Here is a 21,745-nt window from a genome sequence, read left to right as displayed (position 1 = left end):
GATCTGTGTTCAATGCTGGACGCGGATCTTTCACCGCTCGGAAACTCTTCGGCAACACCCGACCGGACGAGGAAGCGAGCGGCCATGCTGGCAGCACTGGGATTCTGCACGATCGGCGGCTTCCTGCTGCTCACCATGACCAAACGGGTCTCGGTGCTGGTGGCCCTCGTCCTCACGCCCGTGGCCACCGCGGTCATCGGCGGATACGGCGACGACTTGGGCCCGATGGCCCTCGACGGGCTGTCCAAGGTCGCCCCGACCGGCATCATGATCGCCTTCGCGGTGCTCTACTTCAGCCTGATGATCGACGCGGGCCTCTTCGAACCGCTGATCCGCGGCATTCTGCGCGCCGCCAAGAACGACCCGGTGCGGATCACGGTCGGCACCGCCGTGCTGACCGTGTGCGTCGCGCTCGACGGCGACGGCGCCTCCACCTTCCTCATCACCGTCTCCGCGCTGCTCCCCGTCTATCAGCGGCTGGGGATGAGCCGGCTGGTGCTCGCCGGGGTGGTCGGCCTGGGCGCGGGCGTGATGAACATGATCCCGTGGGGCGGGCCGACGGCCCGCGCCGCGGCGGCCCTGAAGATCGACACCTCCGACATCATCACACCGCTGCTGCCCGCCCTCGCCGCCGGTATCGCCTGGGTGCTGCTCGCCGCCTATCTCATCGGACGCCGAGAGCGGCGGCGGCTCGGCGCGCTCGAGCCCGCGCCGCGGGCCGAGGTGGCGGTCGGGGACGGCCCCGGCACACCCCGGGTCGCCGCCCGCCCCGGTGTCGCGCTCACCGTCTTCAATCTGCTGCTCACCGTGGCCCTGCTGGTCTGCCTGGTGCTGGAGGCCATGCCGCTGCCCGTGCTCTTCGTCTTCGCCTTCGTCCTCGCGCTGCTGGTCAACCACCCCCGCTGGGAGGACCAGCAGGAGTTGCTGGAGAAGCACGGCAAGAGCGTGGTGCTCGTCGTCACCATGATCTTCGCGGCCGGGGTGTTCACCGGCATCCTCGGCGGCACCGGGATGATCGGGAAGATGGCCGAGGCGCTGGTCGACATCATCCCCGACGGGCTCGGCGGACATCTGCCCGTGCTCGTGGCCGTCACCAGCATGCCGCTGAGCCTCGTCCTCACCCCGGACGCCTACTACTTCGGGGTGCTGCCGGTGCTCGCCGGGACCGCCGACGCCTTCGGCACCGACCACGCCGAGATCGCCCGCGCCGCCGTCCTCGGCCAGATGACCACGGGCTTCCCGCTGAGCCCGCTCACCGCCGCGACCTTCATCCTGCTGAGCATGAGCGGCGTACAGCTCGGGGAGCACCAGCGCTTCCTCTTCCGCTGGGCCTTCGGGACGACGCTCGTGATGACCGCCGCCGCCCTCGCGACGGGCGCCCTGCCGCTCTGACCCGGAAGGAACCGCCAATGCCTCACGGAGGTTGTGCAATGTCTACCCTTCTCGGCAACCGTCGTGTGCCACGCGCGTCATCGATGCTGACGCCAGCTCACGGCACAGGGCCGGCCGCCCCGTTGACTTTGTTGTCCTGCGGCTCCAACCGCTCAGGTCGTTCCTACGGGGTTGTCACCGCGGCAGGACGGGTGGGGACACGACCGACGGCTATGTGATGGGCCGTACGTCCGCCGAGACCGAGCGGCTCCAGCTTCAGGCGCATATCCTCGCTCCGCACAGCGCGTACCTGTTCCGCCTGGCTGGGATCACCTCGGGCATGCGGGTGTTGGACGTCGGCTGCGGCACGGGCGACGTGAGCATGCTGCTCGCCGAGTCGGTCGGGCCGGACGGCGCGGTGATCGGCGTCGACATGAACCCGACCATCCTGGAGTCGGCCCGCGCCCGCGCCACCGACGCCGGCCTGACCAACGTGTCGTACCTCGAGGCGGACCTGACCGACCTGCGGCTGGACGAGCAGGTCGACGCGGTGGTCGGCAGGCTGATCCTGCTCCACCTCGAGAAGCCGGCCGCGACCATACGACGCTCTGTCCCGACTGGTCCGCACGGGTGGCGTGGTGTCCTTCCAGGAGTGCAATCTCACCCGCACCCGCTCCGTGCCGCCGACCCCGGTGGTCACCAGGAGCATGGGCTGGGTGATCGATGCGCTGCGCGCTGCCGGTCTCACGCCGGACCTCGGCGAGCAGACCGCGTCGATCCTGCGTGATGCCGGCCTGTCCGTAGAGGGCGCGGCCACCACCGGGTCGGCGGGCTCCGCCGAATCGGTCATGCCGGAGTACATGGAGCGCTGTGTCCGTAGCCTCCTCCCCGCGGTGCTGGCGCACGGCCAGGTCACCGAAGCCGAGGTGGACATCGATACGGTGGCCGAGCGGATAGCCCGTGAGCTCAAGGAGGCAGGTGCGATGTGCTGGAGCCCCGAACTGGCCGCCGCCTGGGCCCGCGTTCCCTGAGCTCGACACTTCGCCCGCGACGGCTCGATGATCCTGGGTTTCCGCGACCGGTTCATGGACGTGCTCAGTTGGGGCGGGCTGGACCCTCGTCCGGAACACGACACGGCGGAAAACGGCATGTCCGGTGGTGACATCACCATGGTTTGCGCCACTCCCACCAGTGACAGCCCTCGATGGCAAGAAGTGGAAGTCGAACGCCCGGGACCGTGATCGGGCCGGGGCGTTTTGGCTGGTGCCTCCGGCAGGGTTCGAACATGCGACACCCGCTCGAGGCGTTCGATCTCTCCTCGGCCTGATCGGGTCCCGCCTCGTGCACCGGTGTCACCCGTGGCTCCTGTGATTCTCCGCTGTCCGGGGGCATTGATGTCAGCCTTGGATGTCAGCGGAACAGCTCCGGCACCGGGCAGGCCTCCCAACGCTCATCCGGTTGGTCGACCCCCAGCGCCACCAGACATGCCGACCGGTACACCTCCATAGTGTCCGGCAGGCCCGCTGGCCACCGTCCTCGCGCTTGGCGAGGACGAAAGGTTGCGTCCTTGGAGGTGGTGTACCGGGTTCCGCCTGATCCGGGGGTTTTCCTCGGCGTCGGGGTGAGGGCCCGGATAGAAAGACGGCCACCGGCTGATCCTTCGAGAACGACGAAGATCTTGAAGGAGATCAGCACGATGGCCGCGTCGTGCACCTTGGCGGCGCGGCCTTTGACCCGGAGGTCACCGATCGTGGCCGGACTGAAGGTCGGCAGTGGGAAGACATCGCCGACCTGCGTCCGTCATACGTGCCGTAAGGCGTCGAAGGTGCGTGGCCCGGCGCCCGAGCTGAGTCCAGGGGGAACGCACCGCGCGACCCGTCGGCCTTCGCTCCAGTGCTGTTCACGGTCTGCCCGTCCCCTCCACGTGGTGCTCCGTCGCCGGTGTCGGAGCCGCTGGGTTCCAGAGGCAGGCTCACAACCGGTTATCGCGGAGCCCGAAGCGATGGTCGGCAAGGACAAGACGCGGACCTCAGACGGACGGGGTCGGCAGGGGAATGGCGCGGAACACCCCATGAGGGTCGAATCGGTGCTTCGCCGCGAGCAGCCGTTCGGTGTTCGGTCCGTAAGCGTGTGCGATCTGCTGCGTCTCGTCGGGCCCTAGCAGGTTGGGGTAACCGCCCGGCATCGCCTCGGATTCCAGCACTGCGGACACGTCACGTGCCCATGCGCGGTGTTCCGGCTCCCGGGGGTCGCCCGGTTCCCAGCGGGCGATGGTCTCCACCATGAGGTGGGGGGTGCGGTTTCCGAATGCCGTGTACGTCGCGGGTATCCGGGACGCGATGCCGTGCAGACTGTGCAGGGAGACGGCGGACAGCGGCGAAGTCAGAGTGTCACCTGCGTCGAGGAGGGCTGCCCGCACAGCGGAAGTGAGCGCGGGGACGGTCCGCGTGCGGATCTCGACGTGCTTGCCGTACGGGAACATCGCGTCGGTGCTCGCCAGCATGTCGTGACCGGTGGTGGGGCCGAGTTGAGCGACCAGAGGCTCACCAAGGGCGGTGAGCCGCGCCAGCGTTTCCTCGCCGGCCGGGGCGTCGTCGCCGCTCCACGTCGGCATGACGAACACGGCGGGCGCTCCGTCCGGGCCGGCGAGGACGCCGCACTGCACGGTCAGCTCGTCGGGCCCTTCGGGCACGAACTCCGCCAGCCGGGCCAGCACCGCGGACGCCTGCGCCCAGGGGAACAGGATTTGGCCGGACAGGAGCGTCGGCGTCCGGTGGAGCTGGACGCGCATCGCGGTGACCAGGCCGAAATTGCCCCCGCCGCCGCGCAGCGCCCACAGCAACTCCGGCTCCCGCTCGGCGTCGGCCGTGACCAGTGAGCCGTCGGCGAGCACCACGTCCGCGGACAGCACGTTGTCCAGCGCGAGCCCGAACCGGCCGCTCAACGGCCCGTAGCCGCCGCCGAGGCTCAGGCCCGCCATGCCGACGGTGCCGACGGTGCCGGTCGCCGCGGTCAGGTCGAAGAGCTGGGCAGCGCGGGCGAGGTCGGCGCCGGTCGCTCCTCCGGCCACCTCGGCCACCGCTGTGTGCGGGTCCACCCGCACTGCGCGCATGCCGGACAGGTCAATGGTCAGGCCGCCGTCGGTCAGCGCCCGGCCGGCCCAGTCATGTCCGCCGCCGCGCACCGAGAGCGGGACGCCGTGCTCCCGGGCGGCCAGGACTGCCGCCCGGGCGTCGGCGGGGGTGGCGCAGCGGACGACCACGTCGGGGCGGTGTGCGACCGCGCCGTTCCACACGTTCACGCCGGCGTCGTAGGCGGACCCGGAGGTGACGACCTGGCCGTCGTCGATCGTGCGGCGAAGGGTGTCGACCAGGCGGTCGATCCGTTTGTCCGTCGATGTGGTCACGAGCTGCCTTTGCCTCGGAGATGGGTAGTTGATGCGTTCAGAATATGGCTCTGTTCATCAGAGTCAATCTCTGATGAACAACTGAACGCTCTGAACTCGGCTTAACCGCTATGCTCACCAGGCCATGACGTCATCGCCCACGAGCCGCCGAGCCGAGTACGCGGAAGCCACCCGTGCCGCCATCGTCGACGCCGCCCGCCAACTGTTCGCCCAGCAGGGATACTTCGCAACCACCGTCGAGGACATCGCCAAAACCGCCAGGGTCGCGCCCGCGACCGTCTACGCGGTCGGCGGCGGCAAGCAGGGGTTGATCAGCACGCTCGTCGACCTGTGGAGCCAGGCCCCGATCGTCGAGGAGACACGCCGCCGCTGGGCGGAACTCACAGACGCGGACGAGATTCTGCGGAACGCGGCCGCCACCGTGCGGAGCATGCGCGAGGAGTACGGGGACATCATGCGGGTGGTGCTGGTCACCGCCCCGCACCACGCCGCGGTCGCCGAGGGTCTGCGCGTCGCGACCGGGCGGTACCGGGAGGCAGTCGCCGCCCTCGCCAGGCGGGTGGACGAGGTCGGCGGCCTGCACCCCGACTGCACGGTGGAGCAGGCGACCGACGTGCTGTGGTTCTACTTCGGCTACGCGGGCTTCTTCACGTTGGTCGACGACAGCGGCTGGACCTTCGACCAAGCCGAACACTGGCTCACCCGACAAGCCGGTGCGGCCCTGCGCGCGGAACCCTGAGACCACAGGTACCGGTCGCGCACCGACGACGCGGTTGGCCCGCCGTCGTAGACCATCCGGTCAGGCAGCCGGATTGGTCGTGTCCAGGGTGATCGCCCCGATCACCCCCGTCGGCCTCCACACCAGTGCAATCGAAATGGCAACTTGTCAGTCGGCTGATTCCGCGAGCAGATGCAGTGCCTCGTGCGACCGGCTGCCCGCCTCTGCGGAGTAGACCACCAGCTACTGTCCCGGTGCGGAGGGCACGGGAAACCGTTCGAGATCGAGCGTGAGGGTACCGGCCCGTGGGTGGGCGATCGTCACCCTGCCATGGGTGCGGCTCCCGACATCGTGCCGGGCCCAAAGACGTACGAATGACCAGGTCAGACCCATGCCTTGAAAGGTAGGACCGCCCATGCCATCCGCCGGCCGCCTGCCCGCCCTGTCCCTGGCCCTCGCCCTCACCGCGGCCCTCGTCTCCCCGCTCGCCCACGCCGCCGACCGCACCCCGTCCGCCCGCCCGGCGCTTCCCTCGTTCATCAGCGAGCTGACCGAGCGGCGGTACGACGGGCGGAGCGACGATCTGCTCACCGCCGGACTCGGCTTCACCGGGCTGCGCGGGCCCATGCCGCGGGCCGCCGACCCCGATCGGCCCACCGCCGCCGAGCTGCGCCGCCAGGCCGTCTGGGGTTCGGCCGGGCTGTCCGCCGGATCCGGCGGCGGCCTCGGGCGGCTCTACGGACCCGATGTGGACCGGGGCCGCCCCGTGCCCGGCGACGGGAAGGTCGCGGGGGTTGAATACCGGGCCGTGGCGGGCAGCGGCGCCCGCAGCGTCAGCTTCGTCGTGCAGGTCCCGGACGACATCGACCGCGCCCGGCCGTGCGTCGTCGCCGCGCCCGCCACCGGGCTCGGCGGCGTCTACAGCATGGTCGGCACCGCCGGGGCCTGGGGTCTGCACCACCGCTGCGCGGTCGCCTACACCGACAAGGGGATGGGCCCGGCCTTCGACGATCTGCACTCGGGCACCGTCATGGGCTACGACGGAACGACCGGTCCGCGCGCGGAACTGCGCGGCCGCACCGCCTTCGACGCCGGGCTGAGCGACGCCGAGCGCGCCCGCTTCGACGCGGAGCACCCGTACCGCGTCGCCTACAAGATGGCCCATTCGGGGATGAACCCGCAGGCCACCTGGGGGCGCGATGTGCTGCGCTCGATACGGCTCGCCCTCGCCGTGCTGAACCGCGACTGGCGCGACGGAGCGCCCCCGGCGGGTTACACCCCCGCCTCCACCACGGTCCTGGCCACCGGGGTCTCCAACGGCGGCGGCGCGGCCGTCGCCGCGGGCGAGGCCGACCGCACCGGGCTCGTCGACGCGGTCGTGGCCTCCGAACCGCAGATGAACCTCGCCCCACTGGACGGAATCCGGGTCCGCCAGGGCGGGCGGGCCGTACCCGCGGCCGGACTGCCCCTGATCCGGTACAACGCGCTGGCCTCACTCCTCCAGCCGTGCGCCGCGCTCACCGAGCCCACCGCGCCCGGCTATCCGGGCCTGGACGTGCCCGCCGCCCGCCGCCGCTGCGCCGCCCTCGTCGGCGACGACCCCCGGCTGATCCCGCGCCGGGACGCCGAGCGAGCGGGCCCCGACGGACTCCCGCGCCTCGCCCAGGAGGCCCTGGTACGCGCCGGATTCCAGCCCCAGTCCGGGTATCTCCAGGTCTCGCACTACGACCCGCAGACGCCCGCCTCCTACGCGATGAGCCTCGCCCGCGCCTCGGTCGCCGACGGGCTGTGCGGCTACGGCTGGGCCCGTACCGACTCCTCCGGTTCCCCCGCGCCGTACCGCACGGCGGAGCTGGCCGGGGCCTTCGGCACCAGCTCCGGCCGGGCGCCCGCCCCGGGCGTGCTGATCGACGAGAACTCGCCCGGCGGACCCGTGGCCGACGCCCGCTCCGTCGGACCCGGCGGTGAGCACGACTACAACCTGCGGGGAGAGCGTTGCGTCTACCGGCTCGCCTTCCCCCGGCCCGGTGCGCCGCGCGCCGAGCGGGACTGGGCGGCACGGCTCGCCGAGGGCCTGGACGCGACCCGGCGCGACGGCGATCTGCACGGCAGGCCGACGCTCATCGTGCAGGGCCGCGACGACACCAGGGTGCCGGTCAACCACAGCTCGCGGCCGTATCTGGGGCTCACCTCGCGCGCGGACCACGGGCCGGGCACCGTCAGCTACGCCGAGATCACCCACGCCCACCACAGCGACTCCCAGGCCGCCGGGTTCGACAACCGCTACGTCCCGCTCGGCTACTACTACCAGCAGGCCCTGGACCTGATGTGGGAGCGGCTCCAGGGGCGGGCCGAACTGCCGCCCAGCCAGGTGGTGCGCACGGTGCCGCGCGGCGGTGAGCCGGGGCACGCCCCCGAGCTGACCCAGGCCAACGTCCCGCACATCGCCTCCGATCCGGCGGCGGGGGACCGGATCCGGGTGACGGGCGGAACGGTGTGGGTGCCGTAGGAACCGCGCCAGGGCGGCCCGTCAGCTCCCCGCCAGGGGCGGGCGGTGCGGTTCGACGACCGTGACCCCGCCCCTGCCGCCGGACGCCATCGTGGACAGCGCCTCCGGGGCCGCGTCCAGCCCGATCACATCGGTGACCAGCAGATCCGGCCGCAGCGAACCGGCCTCGACCATCTCCATCATCGGACCGTAGTCGTGGGCGGCCATGCCATGGCTGCCCAGCAGCCGCAGCTCCAGCGCGATGACCCGGTCCATCGGGATCATCGGGGTCCCGGCGGCCGGGGGCAGCAGCCCGACCTGGACATGGCGGCCGTGGCGGCGCAGGCTCTTGATGGACGCCGCGCAGGTCCGCGGGGAGCCCAGCGCGTCGAGCGAGACATGGGCGCCGCCGCCCGTCGCGTCCGCGACCGCCTCCGCCACCGAGCCCAGGGTGGACGCCACGTCCACACACACCGCCGCGCCGAACCGGGCGGCGAGGGCGAGCGCCTGCGGTGAGATGTCCACCGCGACCACCCGGGCCCCGGCCGCGGCGGCGATCATCACCGCGGAGAGCCCCACCCCACCGCAGCCGTGCACCGCGACCCACTCGCCCGGGGCCACCCGGCCCTGGGCGACGACGGCGCGGAAGGCGGTCGCGAAGCGGCAGCCCAGACCGGCGGCGGTGGTGAACGACAGCTCGTTGCGTATCCCGACCAGGTTCACATCGGCGTGTCCGATCCCCACGTACTCGGCGAACGAGCCCCAGTGGGTGAACCCCGGCTGCGTCTGCCGCTCGCACACCTGCTGGGCGCCTTCCGCACAGGCGGCACAGCGCCCGCAGGCGCATACGAACGGCACGGTGACCCGCTGCCCCGGGCGCCAGTTGAGGACGTCGGGGCCGACCTCCTCTATCACCCCCGCCAGCTCATGGCCGGGGACATGCGGCAGCCGGATGTCCGGGTCGTGCCCCATCCAGCCGTGCCAGTCGCTGCGGCACAGTCCGGTGGCCTCGACGCGGATCACCGCGCCGCGCGGGGAGGGAGCGGGGTCCTCGACGCTCCGGACCTCGGGCCGGCGCCCGAAGTCGTCGAACACCACAGCACGCATGGACACCGCTCCCTCGCTCGACCACATCCCCCATGGCCCGTGTGTCCAGGCGGGCCATAGAACCTACACCACAACCGGCCGGTATCAGCCCTTGCGGGTGGCGCCCACCGACGGCGGTTCCGCGCCCCGGCCGGTGCCCCAGGACGACGGCTCGGTGGACAGCCGATGGGCCAGTTTCCCGCCGTGGGCCACTTGGTCCCAGTCCAGCCAAGTCCGCGCCACGTTCCGGCCGTTCAGCGACACACTCCGGACATACCGCTTGGCGTCGCTCGCGCCCGGCGCGGTGACCGTGAGCGTGCCGCCCTGCCGGGTGCCGTAAGTCCCGATGCGGACCACGGCCGAGGAGAACTGCGGGCTGGACAGGGCGAGGAAGTCCCCGCCGCTCATCGTCGGGTACAGGCCCAGCGAGGAGAAGACGTACCAGGCCGACATGGTGCCGAGGTCGTCATTGCCGGTCATCCCGTCCGGCCCGGTGGTGAACAGGGTCATCGCCGCCCGCACCACGGTCGCCGCCTTCGCGGGCGCGCCCGCCCACAGATACATGTATGGAGCGTGCAGATCGGGCTCGTTGTTGGGGTTGTAGGTGGGCTTGCCGTAGTAGTCGTACGGGGCGGAGATCCAGTCCTTACGGGCGGTGCCCGCCGGGTCGGTGAGCAGCTTGCCGTAGGCGAAGAAGTCGTCCAGCCGTTTCTCGGTGGCGCTCCTGCCGCCCATCAGCCCCACGAGCCCGGCCGGGTCCTGCGGCACCAGCCACTGGTACTGGTAGGCGCCGCCCTCGTGGAACTGCCGGCCCGCCTCCACCGGGTCGTACGGGGTCACCCACGCGCCGTCGGCCGTGCGCGGCCGGAACTGCCCGATCGAGGCGTCCCACAGCGTGCGGTAGGTCTGGCCGCGCTCGGCGAACATCCGGGCGTCGGCGCGGTGTCCGAGCCCGCGCGCCATCAGGGCGAGCGCGGCGTCCGCGGCCGAGTACTCCAGGGTGGCCGAGGCGGGGTGGACACAGTCGTTGTCGCCGCCCTTGTCGGCGCAGTCGGTGCCGAGCTTCAGCCCCGAGGGGACGTAGCCCAGCTCGCGGTAATAGTCCACTCCGGAGCGGCCGTTGTAGGGCGAGTCGGCGGGCGGGGTGCTGGTGGCGTTCTTCTTCAGCAGCGCGTACGCCTCGTCCTCGTGCCCGGCCAGCAGCCCCTTGGACCACGCCTCGACGAGGAAGGGGGTCACCGGGTCACCGGTCATGATGTTGGTCTCGCTGTTGGCCAGCGCCCAGCGCGGCAGCCAGCCGCCGTCCCGGCCGATGGCGACCACCGACAGCGCGACATCGCGGGCCACCCCCGGTTCCACCATCTCCAGCAGCTGGTTCTGCGGCCGGTAGGTGTCCCACAGCGAGAAGTTCTGGTACGGGGTGTAGCCGGAGGCGGTGTGGGTCGCGCCGTCGAAGCCCGTGTAGCGGCCGTCCACGTCGCCCGCCACATTGGGGTGCAGCTGGGAGTGGTACAGCGCGGTGTAGAAGGCGCGCCGCCGCTCCTCGGTGCCGCCGCCGACCCGGATCGCGTCGAGCTTCTTCCGCCAGGTGTCGTGGAGCGCGGCGCGGGTGGCGTCGAAGTCGTAGGAGTCGCCGGTCTCGGCCGTGAGGTTCTTGCGGGCGCCCTCGGGGCCGGTGTACGACAGCCCGACCTTGACCACGACATCCCGGTCCTGGGTCGCGTCGAAGGTGGCCCAGGCGCCGTTGCCGCCCTCGCCGGCCGCCTCGCGGGAGCCGGGGGAGGGGGTGGTGCCGCGCCAGGTGCCGTAGGAGGCGAAGGGGCGGTCGAAGGTGGCGGTGAAGTAGACGGTGTGCCGGTCCTTCCCGGCGCAGAAGTTCCCGGCCTCCACCCGGCCCTCGACGGTCCGGTCACCGACCACGCGGACCTCGGAGCCGAAGACCTTCTGATTGGCCTTGCCGGTGTTGAACAGCACATTGGCCGCGCCGGTGGCCGGGAAGGTGTAGCGCTGCCAGCCGGTGCGCTGAGTGGCGGTCAGCTCCGCGTCGACGCCGTAGGACTTCAGGCCCACCCGGTAGTAGCCCGGGGTGGCCTCCTCGTCGTCATGGCTGTAGGTGGAGCGGTAGTGGTCCGGGTCGACGTCGCTGACCGCGCCGGTCGTGGGCATGATGGGCAGCTCGCCCGCCACCCCGCAGCCGACCCCCGACAGATGGGTCTGGCTGAAGCCGTGGATGGTGTTCTGGTCGTAGTCGTAGCCGCCCTGGCCGCCGGTGTCCGGGCTGACCTGGACCATGCCGAACGGTGCGCTCGCCCCGGGGAAGGTGTTGCCGAAGTTCTCGGTGCCCACGAACGGATGGACCAGCGAGGTGGGGTCGGCCGGAGGGGACGCGGCCGAGGGGGCGGCCGCGGCGCCCGGTGGGCCCAGCAGACCGCCGCCCAGCAGCGCCGCCGCCATCACGCCCGCGACCGTGCCCGCAGCGCGCGCACGGATTCCACCGATCAGCGACCGCATGGGACGCACCTCCGTCTGACAACGTTGTCGACCAGGGTCGCGAAACTTTGACACGAGGGGTGGGCGGTGTCAATGACCCGTGCGCGGGCGGGTCATTGACGGACCGGCCAAGGACACCGCCCGCGCACAGGGCCGTGGCGTGCGGGCGCGCGCGGGGCGCTGTCGCTTGTCGCGCTGCCCGCCGGCGAGCTATCGCTTGTCGCGCTGCCCGTCGGCGAGCTGACGGGACGTCTCGCCCGCGCCCGCGCCCCGCTGGGCCCGCTCGGCGATGCTCGGGAACAGCCCGCCGATGGCGCTGCCCAGGCGCAGCTCCAGCGGGGCCACGTTCACCTCGGCACGGTTCCGCTCGATCGCCCGGATCGTCGCGGCCGCCACCCGCCGGGAGGAGATCGTACGGACCCCGGTGGGCAGGGACGTGCCCGCGTCGGCGAACATCCCGGCGTCGCCCACGAATCCGGGCTGCACCAGCGAGACCCCGACCCCCGTGCCGTGCAGATCCTGCCGCAGCCCGAGGGTGAAGCCGCGCAGCCCGAACTTGGCCGCGTTGTAGAGCGCCGCGCCGGGGGAGGCCGTACGGCCCGACAGCGAGCCGATCATCACCAGATGGCCGGAGCCCGCCTCCACCATGCGCGGCGCCATCAGCCGCGACAGCAGGATCGGCGCGCGCAGATTGACGTCGAGGGCGCGGTCCAGCTCCTCGGGCCGGTAGTCCAGGACCGGGCCGCTGGAGGGCAGCGCGGCGTTGGCGATGACGATCCGGGCCTCCGCCGCCTCCTCGACGAGCCGCTCCACATCGGACCGTTCGGCCAGATCGGCGACGATCGCCCGGCCGCCCAGCCGCTCGGCCAGCGGCCGCAGCACCTCCTCACGGCGCCCGGTGAGCAGCAGCTTGGCGCCCTTGGCCGCGAACGCGCGGGCCAGTGTCTGGCCGATGCCGCCGGTGGCCCCGGTGAGCAGGACGGTGGTGCCGGCGATCCGCATGCGATCTCCTCCGGTTACGGTCGAGTACGTTCCGGGCACGGTACTGCGTATGCGCTCAGCGCTCGGCATAGGCCCCGGTCCGCCACGTACGCGCGCGGCGCCCCGGGACCGGGCGTCCCCCGCGTCTCGCGTCGGCCGCTAGCCCCGGACGTGCGCGCCGGCGCCCGGTCGGTTGCCGGAAGTGTGCTGGTGAGGCGGCGGAGCCGGGGCTCTGGCCCCGTAATGTGCCAGGTGACGGAGTGCCACGCGTCGCTCGCGTTGGCTGCCGCGTTCTGGGCCCTGCCTTCGGGCGCGTACGGGTGCGCGCCCGGTCGGCCGCCGGGCGGGGGCGGGGCCTTTGGGCGCGTCGCGGTCTGGACGCGGGGCGGGGCCGGGCGAATGGGCGTCTGACCCCGCACCCGCGAAGGGCGGTGTCCCGTTGTGCTCGGGGGCAAGGCCGGGCGGGCCGTTGTGGTGGGGTGTGAGGGCTGGGTCGGCTATCCCTTGCGGGGGGCCGGGGTGCCCAGGCCGTAGACGCGGCGGGCGTTGTCCGCGCCCAGCAGTGCGGCCACCCGGCGGGCGTCGCGGCGCGACCAGGCGCCCTCCGCCACCCAGTGGGTCAGCAGCCCGGTCAGCGCCTCCCGGAAGAGCCGCGCCCCCACCACATACAGTTCGGGCAGCCCGTAGGCGTCGGTCGAGAAGAGCACCTTGCCGAACGGGGCGAGCTCCAGCATCTCGGCGAGTACGGCCCCGGCCCGCGCCCCGGTGTGCGACAGGGCCAGCCCCACATCGGCGTACACATGCGGGAAGACGGCGGCCAGATAGGCGGCGCCGCGGTGGTACGGATAGCCGTGCAGCAGGATCAGCGTGCAGCCCGTGGGGCGCACGGCGCGGATGAAGTCGGTGAGGGCGAGCGGATCGCAGCGGTCCAGCCGCAGATCGGGATCGCCGAACCCGGTGTGCAGTTGCAGCGGCAGCCCGGTGTACGCGGCCGACCACAGCAGATGGCGCAGCAGCACGGGGTCGCTGACCCGGGCGGCGGCGGTGCCGCCCTGGGCGCGCCGGGCGAGCCAGTGTTCGGCGGCGGTGTGGACGGCGCCGGGGCCCGGCGGATCGGGCTCGAAGTGCAGGCCGTAGCGGTAGGCGGCCACCGACTTGAAACCGGCCGCCGTACGGGCCGCCTCCCGGAGGCCGTCCGCCATCCCCGCCAGGAAGTCATCGGCGGTCAGCGAGGTGTCCGCGATCCGTTCCGCCAGCTGCTCCAGCCGGACGATCTCATGGGCGGTGCCGCCCGCCGCGAGGGCCAGCTCCTGAGGGGTGGTCAGATTGCCCGGCAGCCCGGTGTCCACCAGGAACTCGCTGATCCCGGCGGCGCTCAGCAGCCGCCGGTTCACCTCCCGCGCGCCCAGCTCGCGCCGCCGGGCGAGGTAGGGGGCGGGCGGGCAGTGCGGCTCGAGGTCCAGCAGCGGCGGACACCAGCGGCGCACCGCGAACCCCAGCTGGCTGTCGAAGAAGGTGGTGCCGAGCGCGGCGGGCGCGTCGGATTCGGTCAGGAACGCCTCGAATTCGGCCGAGCCCAGCTCGGCGCGGGCCACCCCATGGCAGTGGTGGTCCACCAGGGGCGGCAGCGGCGGCTCGGTCGGATCCGTCTGCTCGGCGGCCTCCATCGGTCAGTACCGCCTCCGGGTCGCGATGGCGATCTCGCGCGGGGACGACTTCTCGAACAGGGCGGACTCCGCCCGGCGCACCGCGGCGATGGACTCGAAGAGCGGATCGCCCAGCGCCTCACGCAGCACGGTCGAGTCCTCGAAGTGCTCCAGCGCCGTCAGCAGCGAGGTGGGCAGCCGCCGCTCACGCCCCTCGACGGCCGGGTCCCCGGAGACGGGAGGGGGCAGCGAGAGCCCGGAGTCCATCCCGCCGAGGCCCGCGGCGATGACCGCGCCCGCCACCAGATAGGGGTTGGCCGCCGGATCGAAGGACTTGATCTCGGCGTTGGAGGCGCCCGGGTCGTCCGGCGCGCCGGTGATGAAGCGCACCGCGGCCTCCCGGTTCTCCAGGCCCCAGCACTGGTACGCCCCGGCCCAGCGGGAGGGTTCGAGCCGGAGGTAGCTCGCGGGGGTGGGGGCGCCGATGGCGAGCAGTGCGGGCAGCTCGCGCAGCACCCCGGCGAGGAACGCCTCGGCCGTCGCGGTCATGCCGTTGGGCCCGTCGCCGTCCCGGCACAGATTGCGGTCGCCCTGCCACAGGCTCATATGGAGATGGGCCCCGTTGCCGACCCCACCCGGGTCCACCACCGGGCCGAACATCGGGTTGAGACCGGCGCGCCCGGAGCACGCCCGGATCGTCTCCCGCACCAGTACGGCCAGATCGGCGGCGCCGACCGGATCGGCGGGCGCCAGGGACACCTCGAACTGCCCGGGGGAGTACTCGGGGTGGAGCTGGTGCACCTCGGCCTGCTGCGCGTCCAGCGCGCCGAGCAGATCGGCGAGGTAGTCGGCGAGGTCGACCACCCGCGCCATGCCGTAGGCCGGGCCCGCGGTGGGGTACCGCGGCGGGTCCTGGTCCGGGTCGCCCGTGGTGACGACCCACTCGGTCTCGAACCCCATGCGCACGGTCAGCCCCCGCTCCCGCGCCCGCTCGGCCATCCGCCGGGCGAACAGCCGCTGGCAGACGGGGTGCGCCCGGCCCCGCTGGTCGTACCGGTCGACCGGGGCCCAGGCCCAGCCGGGCTGCGCGGCCAGCGGGGTGAGCCGGTCCAGGTCGGGGAGGAGCCGCAGATCCCCGTCCGGGCCGCCGACATGGCGGCTGGTGGTCATGGAGTCGTCCACGAGATAGACGTCGAAGACGGGGGACATCCCGACCCCGCGCCGCGCGGCATGGGGCAGCCGCGCTGTGGGCACGGACTTCACCCGGGTCAGGCCCGCGTTGTCCACCCAGGTCAGCGCGATGGCCTGGATGCCGTTCGCGGTGAGCCGCTCGGCCTCCTGCCGTGCTCGTGCGTATGCCTGCTCGCGTTCCCCGGTCCCCATGGGCGCCTCCTCGGCCACGTCCTGTACGCCGAGACTATTGCCTGCGGACCGTCTTGTGGTGACGCGTTGTCCCGATCGCATACGGGGTGTGACGGTGGCTTATGCCGGTCGGTGGTTGACACGACCGGCGGGGGCGTCGAGGGGGTCGGCCCGCCCGCCGAGGCGTCCGGTTTCGGCCACGTAGCGGAGACCGCCTACGTCACCTGGCCCCCTCCCGAAGGGTGTCGGCGAGGGAGGCGAGATACATCTCGATGGCCTGGCCGGGCTCGCGCACCCGGCGGCCCGACAACTTCCCGATCTTCTCCAGCCGGTACAGCAGGGTGTTCCGGTGGATGTGCAGCCGTTCGGCGACCCGGACCAGCGACAGACCGCCTTCCGCCCAGCCGATCAGCGTCTCCCGGAGCGTCGGCCAGTCCGGCTGCTCGCGCAGCCGTCCCAGTACGCACTCGGTGAACCGGGTCCGGTCGTGGGGCGGTATCGACCCGAGCAGATGCGGCACCCGCAGCTCCGAGGCGATGAAGACCCGCTCGCCGGGGAAGACCGCCGGTCCGGTGCGCAGCGCCGTCGCCGCGTCGCGATAGGAGTCGTGCATCCCGGCCGCCCCGGTCGCCGGCCCGCCGACGGCCATCCGGCCGTCCAGTCCATGGCGCTCCGCCAGCAGCGCGAGCAGATGCTCGCACCGTTCGGGAAGCCGCTCCGGGGCCGCGCGCCCCTCGTACGCGGCGGCCAGCACCGCGTACCGCCCCGCGGTCTGCTCGCCCGCCACGTCCTGGCGGTCGCGGAACACCTCCCGCACCGTCCGCAGCACCGTCAGCCGGGACACCGGCGCGGGGCCCTCGTCCGCCCGGTCCGGTGCGCCCGCCGAGCGCACCTCCAGCAGCACCGCGCTCCGGGCCACCCCGGGCGAGAGCCCCAGCTCGACCGCGCGGGCGGCCACCGCCTCCGGGCCGACCACCTCGGGGTCGTAGAGCGCGATGTCCCGGACGAAGTCGTCGACCGCCCGCTCATGGAGCATCCGCGAGCGCAGCAGCGCCGCCTCCTCCAGCAGGATCTCGGTCTGCCGCCGCACCACCAGGCCGAAGCGGTGCACCTCCTCGGGCACTCCGGTCAGACAGACGGTGCCGATCACCTCCTCCCCGACGGTGATCGGCAGGCTCATCCCGGGCCGTACGCCCCGCATCCGGCCCGCCTGCTCGGCGCTGTGGGTGGCGGGCCGCCCGGTGCGCACCACCTCCAGGGACGCCTCGTGGACGGTGCCGACGCGCGCCAGGTCGCCACAGCCGATGACGACGGCCCCGGGATCGGTGATCAGTACTCGGCATGTTCGCCGGTGGCCTGGTCTTCGGCTATGTCACCGACCGGGTCGGGCGGCAGAAGGTCTATCTCTTCGACATCGCCGCCTTCATCCTGCTCTCCGCGGCCCAGTTCTTCGTCACCGATCCCTGGCAGCTCACCGCGCTGCGCTTCCTCATGGGCATCGCCATCGGTGCCGACTTCGCGATCGCGGGCACCATCGCCTCCGAGTTCGCGCCGCGAAACTCCCGGGGACCGCTGCTGGTCATCATGGTCACCATGTGGTCGGTCGGCGCGGCCGTCGCGTACGTCGTCGGCTGGGCGATGCTGTCCTCCGGCCACGACGACTGGCGCTGGATGCTCGCGAGCAGTGCGATACCCGCCGTCCTCATCCTCCTGCTGCGCTTCGGCACCCCCGAGTCACCGCGCTGGCTGCTCAGCAAGGGCCGGGGCCAGGAGGCGGAGGCCGTGCTGAAGCAGATGCTCGGCCCGGACGCGAGCCTGGACGACCTGGAGGCCGACACCGTCCTCCTTCGGACTGGCCGACGGCGACGACTCCTACCTCGGTTCGGTCGTGGTGCAGATCTTCTCCGTGCTCGGCTCGCTCTCGGGGATCCTGGTCATCAACAAGGGGCGGCGCACCCTGCTCCTGTGGAGCTTCGGCCTCTCCGCGGTCCCCCTGCTCGGCCTCGCCGCCCTCGCCCACCCCTCACCGGCCGTGGTGATCGTCCTCTTCGCGGCCTTCGGCGTGGCGTGCTTCTCCAGCCAGTGCCTCCAGGCCATCTACCCCTCCGAGCTGTTCCCGACCGGGGTCCGGGCCACCGCCAACGGGTTCGCCACCGGCATCAGCCGCGTCGGCGCCGCGCTCGGCACCTGGGGAGCGCCCGTCGTCCTCGGCCACAGCACCCGGCTGGCCATGCTCCTCGGCGCGGTGATCTGCGCCATCGGCTGGGGAACGTCGTACGTCCTCGCCCCGGAGACCAGCGGCCTCACCCTCGCCGACGCCAGTGCGGCGGATACGGACCACGGCCGCCGCGGGCGGCTGAGCGCCCGCCGTGAGACCTCTTCGACCCCACCGTCCCCCGCGGTGAAGGAGCCCTCATGACCTTTCCGGACACCCCGCCCTCCACGGTCACGATCGTCGGCGGCGGAGTCGTCGGCCTGGCCTGTGCCCACTACCTCAGTGGCGCCGGGCTGCGGGTCACCGTCCTCGAACGCGACCGGCTGGGCAGCGGCGCGTCCCGCGGCAACGCCGGGGAGGTCTGCCCCGACCTGGTCGAACCGCTGGCCGCGCCCGGTGTCATCGGTACGGCGCTGCGCGGGCTGCACCGCCGGGACGGCGCGCTGGCGATCCACCCCCGGCCGGTGCCGAACTGCTGCGGTTCCTGGTCGGGTTCGGGATGCGGGCCACCTCGCGGCACTACGCGCGGGGGGCCGCCGCCCTCGGCGCGCTCGCGAGGGGCACCTTCGGGCTCTTCGAGGAGCTGGAGGCGGCCGGTGTGGACGGGGAGGCGCACTAGGACGGCTTCCTGTTCGCCTTCCCCTCCCGGGAGCACGCCGCCGAGGCGCTCGCCGCCTTCCGCCGGCTGGGCGCGCCCATCGCGCCCGGCGGTGTGCTGGAGGGGGCCCGCCTCGCGGCGGCGGAGCCCTCGCTCACCGAGGGCGCGCGGGCGGGGTTCGTGGTGGAGCGTCAGTGGTCCCTGGACCCCTCGCTCTTCGTGGACCGGCTCGCCGAGCGGCTGCGGAGCGACGGGGTGGAGCTGGTCGCGGGCGCGCGTGTCTCAGCCGTCGTGGACCGCTCCGGCCGGACCGAGGTCAGGACCTCGGCGGGCACCTTCCGCGCCGACACGGTGGTCATCGCGGCGGGCATCGGCTCGCGGGAGCTGGTGCGGGGGCTCGGCGGGGACATCGACCTGGTGGCGGGCAAGGGCTACAGCTTCTCGGTGGCGGCCGAACCGCCGCCCTCCCGCCTGGTCCACCTCGGCGCGGCAAAGGTGGTGCTCACGCCGATGGGCAAGCGGGTCCGGGTCGCCGGGACGATGGAGTTCGAGCGCGACGCCGACCGGTTCCGGCAGCGGCGCGTCGAGGCCATCGTGGCCGCCGCGCGCCCGTATCTGCGCCATGCCGACTGGGACGACCGCCAGGAGGAGTGGGTGGGGCCGCGGCCCATGACCCCCGACGGGCTGCCGCTGATCGGCCCGGTGCCCGGCCATCCCCGGGTACTGCTGGCCACCGGCCACAACATGCTCGGGCTGATGCTCGCGCCCGCCACCGGCCGACTGGTGGCCGGACTGCTGACGGGGACGGCGGATCCTCAACTTTCCTCCACTTTCGCCCCGGTACGGAGCGTTCGTCGGTATTCGCGGTACTCTTGGCGTGTACGCGACACCCGTCGCGAGTGAGCCGAAGGGGCGCGTCGCTGTCGAAAGGGAGTCGCGCACAGGGAGCGAGGGCCGTGATCGATATGCGGCTCCGCCGCGTGGGCGACCGAGCACGTCGACCGTCGACAGGGGGCACCTCCCAGCGGTAGCTGGGGGAGGCACAGGCGCCCCGGAGGCGAACCGAGCGCTAAAGAAAAGGGGAGCTTGCAGTGGTCAGTCGCAGAACCCTGCTCACGAGCACACTGGGCATCACCGGCGGCCTTCTCCTCCCGACGGCGGGCGCCGACGCGGCGCCCGCCGACTGGTCCCGGGCGGTGGTGGACTCCACCATCGCCCGCAAACCGGACCCCAAGACCCTCGGCGGCTGGGGCTATACCCAAGGGCTCTTCCTGCTGGGCGCCTACCGCGTCTACCAGCGGGTCAAGGAGCCCTCCTACCTGGCGTACATCAAGGGGTGGGTGGACAACTTCGTCGACGCCGACGGCCATATGAGCCGGAGCTTCGACAACCTGGACGCGATGCAGTCCGGCAATCTGCTGCTGATCCTCCACCAGGAGACCGGCGATCCGCGCTACCGGACCGCCGCCGACCAGATCCGGGACCGGATCACCACCTATCCGCGCACCGCCGACGGCGGGATGTGGCACGCCACCGGCAAGACCAACGAACTGTGGGGCGACGGGGTCTTCATGGCCCAGCCGTTCCTGCTGCGCTACGGCATCGCCTACGGCGACGAGACGTTCGCTTACGAGGAGGTCACCAGGAACCTCTCGGTGTACTTCCGCCACCTCAAGGCGGCCAACGGGCTGATCTACCACGCCTACGACGCCGACGGCGACGCCCCCTGGAAGCCCGACCCCACCACCGGCACCTCCGCCCACTTCTGGGCACGGGCCATCGGCTGGACCGCGATGACCCATGTCGAGGTGCTGGAACTGCTTCCCGCGGAACACCCGCGCCGCGCCGAACTGATCGACAACGTACGGCACTTGGCGAAGGGCTTCGCGCGCTACCAGGACCCGGCCACCGGCCGCTGGTTCCAGGTCGTCGACAAGGCGAGCGACCCCGGCAACTGGACCGAGACCTCCGCCTCCAGCATGTACACCCTGATGCTGGACGCCGCCCTGGAACACGGCTGGATCAGCGGCGGCGGCTACGCCTCGGCGGCCCGCAGGGGCTATCAGGGCGTGCTGAAGAAGGTGTCGGTCGGCTCCGACGGGCTGACGGACATCACCGACATCAGCGAGGGCACCAACGTCGGGGACCTGGCCTACTACCTCGGCCGCAAGCGCAATACGAACGACCTCCACGGTCTGGGCGCCTTCCTGCTGATGAACGAGCGGCTCGCGCACTGACCCGGGCGTACGGTCGCGGTCCGGCGGACCGCGACCGTACGCACCCGCGCCCGCGAAGGCGCTACTTCAGCTCGACCTGGAACACCTTGTCCGCGCCGTCCGGCTCCCCGCCGTTGTTGTCCGCGTTCGTCGTGGACAGCCACAGCGTGTTCTTGCCCGGTACGGTCTCCACGGTGCGCAGCCGCCCGTAGGAGCTGGTGTAGTACGCCTTCGGGGTGCCCGCGCTCGTGCCGTCGACCGGGATCCGCCACAGCCGCTCACCGCGCAGCGCGGCCAGGTACATCGCGCCGTCGGCGTAGGTGACCCCGCTGGGCGAGGCGTCGCCGGTCGCCCACTGGCGCTTGGGGCTGGTCATCCCCGAGGTGGAGCACTCGCCCTCGCAGATCGGCCAGCCGTAGTTCTTGCCCGGTTCGATGAGGTTGAGCTCGTCGTACTTGCTGTTGCCGAACTCGGCCTCCCACAGCCGGCCCTGGGGGTCCCAGGTGATGCCCTGCGGATTGCGGTGGCCGTAGGAGTAGACGAGCGTGCCGAACGGATTGCCCGGGGCGGGTTTGCCGTCCGTGGTCATCCGCAGGATCTTCCCGTTGAGGGAGTTCTTGTCCTGGGCGAGGTCGGGTGTCTGCGCCTCGCCGGTGGTGGCGTAGAGATAGCCGTCCGGGCCGAACTTGAGGCGTCCGCCGTTGTGGTACTTGTTCTTCTTGATGCCGGTGACGAGCGCCTTGTAGCCGCCGAGCGAGGAGCCGTCGTAGGTCATCCGGGCGATGCGGTTGCCGTCGGACGCGGTGTGCATCAGGTAGATGGCGTGGTCGGTGTTCCAGTTCGGGGAGACCGCGATGCCCAGCAGCCCGCCCTCACCGCCGGTGGTCACCACATTGGGCACCGTGCCCACCTGGGTCTTGGTGCCCGACTGAGTGAGCTTGTAGAGCTTGAACGAGTCGCGCTCGGTGATCAGAGCCGACCCGTCGGGCAGCCAGCTGAGCCCCCAGGGGATGCTCCAGCCGGACGAGACGGTCTTGATGTCCGACGGGGCCGAGTCGGCCGCCGAGGTCGCGGCGCTGCCGGTGCCGGTCTGAGTGAGCAGCAGCCCCGCGGCGAGTGCGGTGGTGGCGGCCGCGGCCACCAGGGTGTTCCGATAGCTCTTCATCGC

16 protein-coding genes and 3 pseudogenes are annotated in these 21,745 nt (G+C 72.2%); 10 read left to right on the top strand and 9 right to left on the bottom strand.

From position 1 onward, the window contains the following. Positions 1–84: 84 nt before the first annotated feature. The 3 genes and pseudogenes from ACMTAK_RS08380 (at position 85) to ACMTAK_RS08370 (ending at position 2,402) form a co-directional block, all read left to right on the top strand. Entirely contained in the window at positions 85–1,392 is a 1,308-nt protein-coding gene (locus ACMTAK_RS08380; protein WP_413805598.1) for a CitMHS family transporter, read from the top strand. 217 nt (positions 1,393–1,609) lie between these two features. Further along, positions 1,610–1,966: pseudogene (locus ACMTAK_RS08375) on the top strand (class I SAM-dependent methyltransferase); the annotation flags it as partial. A gap of 43 nt (positions 1,967–2,009) precedes the next feature. Further along, entirely contained in the window at positions 2,010–2,402 is a 393-nt protein-coding gene (locus tag ACMTAK_RS08370; RefSeq protein ID WP_413813275.1) for a hypothetical protein, read from the top strand. Between the two features lie 998 nt (positions 2,403–3,400). Here the strand turns inward: ACMTAK_RS08370 and ACMTAK_RS08365 are convergent. Beyond that, complete coding sequence (locus ACMTAK_RS08365; protein WP_413805597.1) at positions 3,401–4,777, bottom strand: FAD-binding oxidoreductase; 1,377 nt, start codon at positions 4,775–4,777, stop codon at positions 3,401–3,403. Positions 4,778–4,901: 124 nt separating this feature from the next. On the opposite strand from ACMTAK_RS08365, the gene ACMTAK_RS08360 reads away from it, so the two are divergent. Further along, positions 4,902–5,516, top strand: a complete 615-nt coding sequence (locus ACMTAK_RS08360; RefSeq protein WP_413805596.1) for a TetR/AcrR family transcriptional regulator — start codon at positions 4,902–4,904, stop codon at positions 5,514–5,516. 222 nt (positions 5,517–5,738) lie between these two features. Here the strand turns inward: ACMTAK_RS08360 and ACMTAK_RS08355 are convergent, their stop codons facing one another. After that, a complete protein-coding gene (locus tag ACMTAK_RS08355; RefSeq protein WP_413805595.1) occupies positions 5,739–5,912 on the bottom strand; it encodes an MmyB family transcriptional regulator in 174 nt (57 codons plus the stop codon). Between ACMTAK_RS08355 and ACMTAK_RS08350 the strand changes: the two genes are divergently transcribed. Next, the gene (locus ACMTAK_RS08350) at positions 5,911–8,004 is read left to right on the top strand and encodes a 3-hydroxybutyrate oligomer hydrolase family protein (protein ID WP_413805594.1); all 2,094 of its coding nucleotides are present in this window, start codon (positions 5,911–5,913) and stop codon (positions 8,002–8,004) included. The two genes, ACMTAK_RS08355 and ACMTAK_RS08350, sit on opposite strands and share 2 nt — an antisense overlap. Before the next feature lie 21 nt (positions 8,005–8,025). Here the strand turns inward: ACMTAK_RS08350 and ACMTAK_RS08345 are convergent, their stop codons facing one another. The 6 genes from ACMTAK_RS08345 to ACMTAK_RS08320 all read right to left on the bottom strand — a co-directional run bounded on the left by ACMTAK_RS08345 (position 8,026) and on the right by ACMTAK_RS08320 (position 16,839). After that, complete coding sequence (locus tag ACMTAK_RS08345; RefSeq protein ID WP_413805593.1) at positions 8,026–9,090, bottom strand: zinc-dependent alcohol dehydrogenase family protein; 1,065 nt, start codon at positions 9,088–9,090, stop codon at positions 8,026–8,028. Between the two features lie 84 nt (positions 9,091–9,174). Next, entirely contained in the window at positions 9,175–11,580 is a 2,406-nt protein-coding gene (locus ACMTAK_RS08340; protein ID WP_413805592.1) for a GH92 family glycosyl hydrolase, read from the bottom strand. A gap of 189 nt (positions 11,581–11,769) precedes the next feature. Beyond that, positions 11,770–12,561, bottom strand: a complete 792-nt coding sequence (locus ACMTAK_RS08335) for an SDR family NAD(P)-dependent oxidoreductase (RefSeq protein WP_413805591.1) — start codon at positions 12,559–12,561, stop codon at positions 11,770–11,772. Between the two features lie 476 nt (positions 12,562–13,037). Continuing rightward, the gene (locus ACMTAK_RS08330; protein WP_413805590.1) at positions 13,038–14,207 is read right to left on the bottom strand and encodes an amidohydrolase family protein; all 1,170 of its coding nucleotides are present in this window, start codon (positions 14,205–14,207) and stop codon (positions 13,038–13,040) included. A 3-nt stretch (positions 14,208–14,210) separates the two neighbouring features. After that, the gene (locus tag ACMTAK_RS08325; protein WP_413805589.1) at positions 14,211–15,569 is read right to left on the bottom strand and encodes a glutamine synthetase; all 1,359 of its coding nucleotides are present in this window, start codon (positions 15,567–15,569) and stop codon (positions 14,211–14,213) included. Between the two features lie 199 nt (positions 15,570–15,768). Next, a complete protein-coding gene (locus ACMTAK_RS08320) occupies positions 15,769–16,839 on the bottom strand; it encodes a PucR family transcriptional regulator (protein WP_413812826.1) in 1,071 nt (356 codons plus the stop codon). 50 nt (positions 16,840–16,889) lie between these two features. On the opposite strand from ACMTAK_RS08320, the pseudogene ACMTAK_RS08315 reads away from it, so the two are divergent. The 5 genes and pseudogenes from ACMTAK_RS08315 to ACMTAK_RS08295 form a co-directional block, all read left to right on the top strand. Then, positions 16,890–17,318 (top strand): annotated as a pseudogene (locus tag ACMTAK_RS08315) (MFS transporter); the annotation flags it as partial. A gap of 118 nt (positions 17,319–17,436) precedes the next feature. Next, positions 17,437–17,967, top strand: coding sequence for an MFS transporter (locus ACMTAK_RS08310; protein WP_413805588.1), 531 nt, complete (start codon positions 17,437–17,439; stop codon positions 17,965–17,967). Continuing rightward, a pseudogene (locus ACMTAK_RS08305) lies at positions 17,964–18,134 on the top strand (FAD-dependent oxidoreductase); the annotation flags it as partial. The gene ACMTAK_RS08310 and the pseudogene ACMTAK_RS08305, both read left to right, overlap by 4 nt. A 257-nt stretch (positions 18,135–18,391) precedes the next feature. Continuing rightward, positions 18,392–19,264: an NAD(P)/FAD-dependent oxidoreductase gene (locus ACMTAK_RS08300; RefSeq protein ID WP_413812825.1), complete on the top strand. Its 873-nt coding sequence runs from the start codon at positions 18,392–18,394 to the stop codon at positions 19,262–19,264. Positions 19,265–19,452: 188 nt separating this feature from the next. Next, positions 19,453–20,598 carry a glycoside hydrolase family 88/105 protein gene (locus tag ACMTAK_RS08295; RefSeq protein WP_413805587.1) on the top strand — a complete coding sequence of 382 codons (1,146 nt, stop codon included), beginning with the start codon at positions 19,453–19,455 and terminating at the stop codon, positions 20,596–20,598. A 61-nt stretch (positions 20,599–20,659) separates the two neighbouring features. On the opposite strand, the gene ACMTAK_RS08290 is transcribed toward ACMTAK_RS08295, so the two are convergent. Further along, on the bottom strand, positions 20,660–21,742 hold the full coding sequence (locus ACMTAK_RS08290) for a PQQ-dependent sugar dehydrogenase (RefSeq protein ID WP_413805586.1): 1,083 nt from the start codon (positions 21,740–21,742) through the stop codon (positions 20,660–20,662). Positions 21,743–21,745: the final 3 nt, after the last annotated feature.

Origin of the sequence: Streptomyces lacaronensis (assembly GCF_047337785.1) — a bacterium.
Lineage (GTDB): Bacteria > Actinomycetota > Actinomycetes > Streptomycetales > Streptomycetaceae > Streptomyces > Streptomyces lycopersici.
Note: the sequence above shows the minus strand (reverse complement) of the source record. Positions and strands in the feature narration are given on the sequence as shown.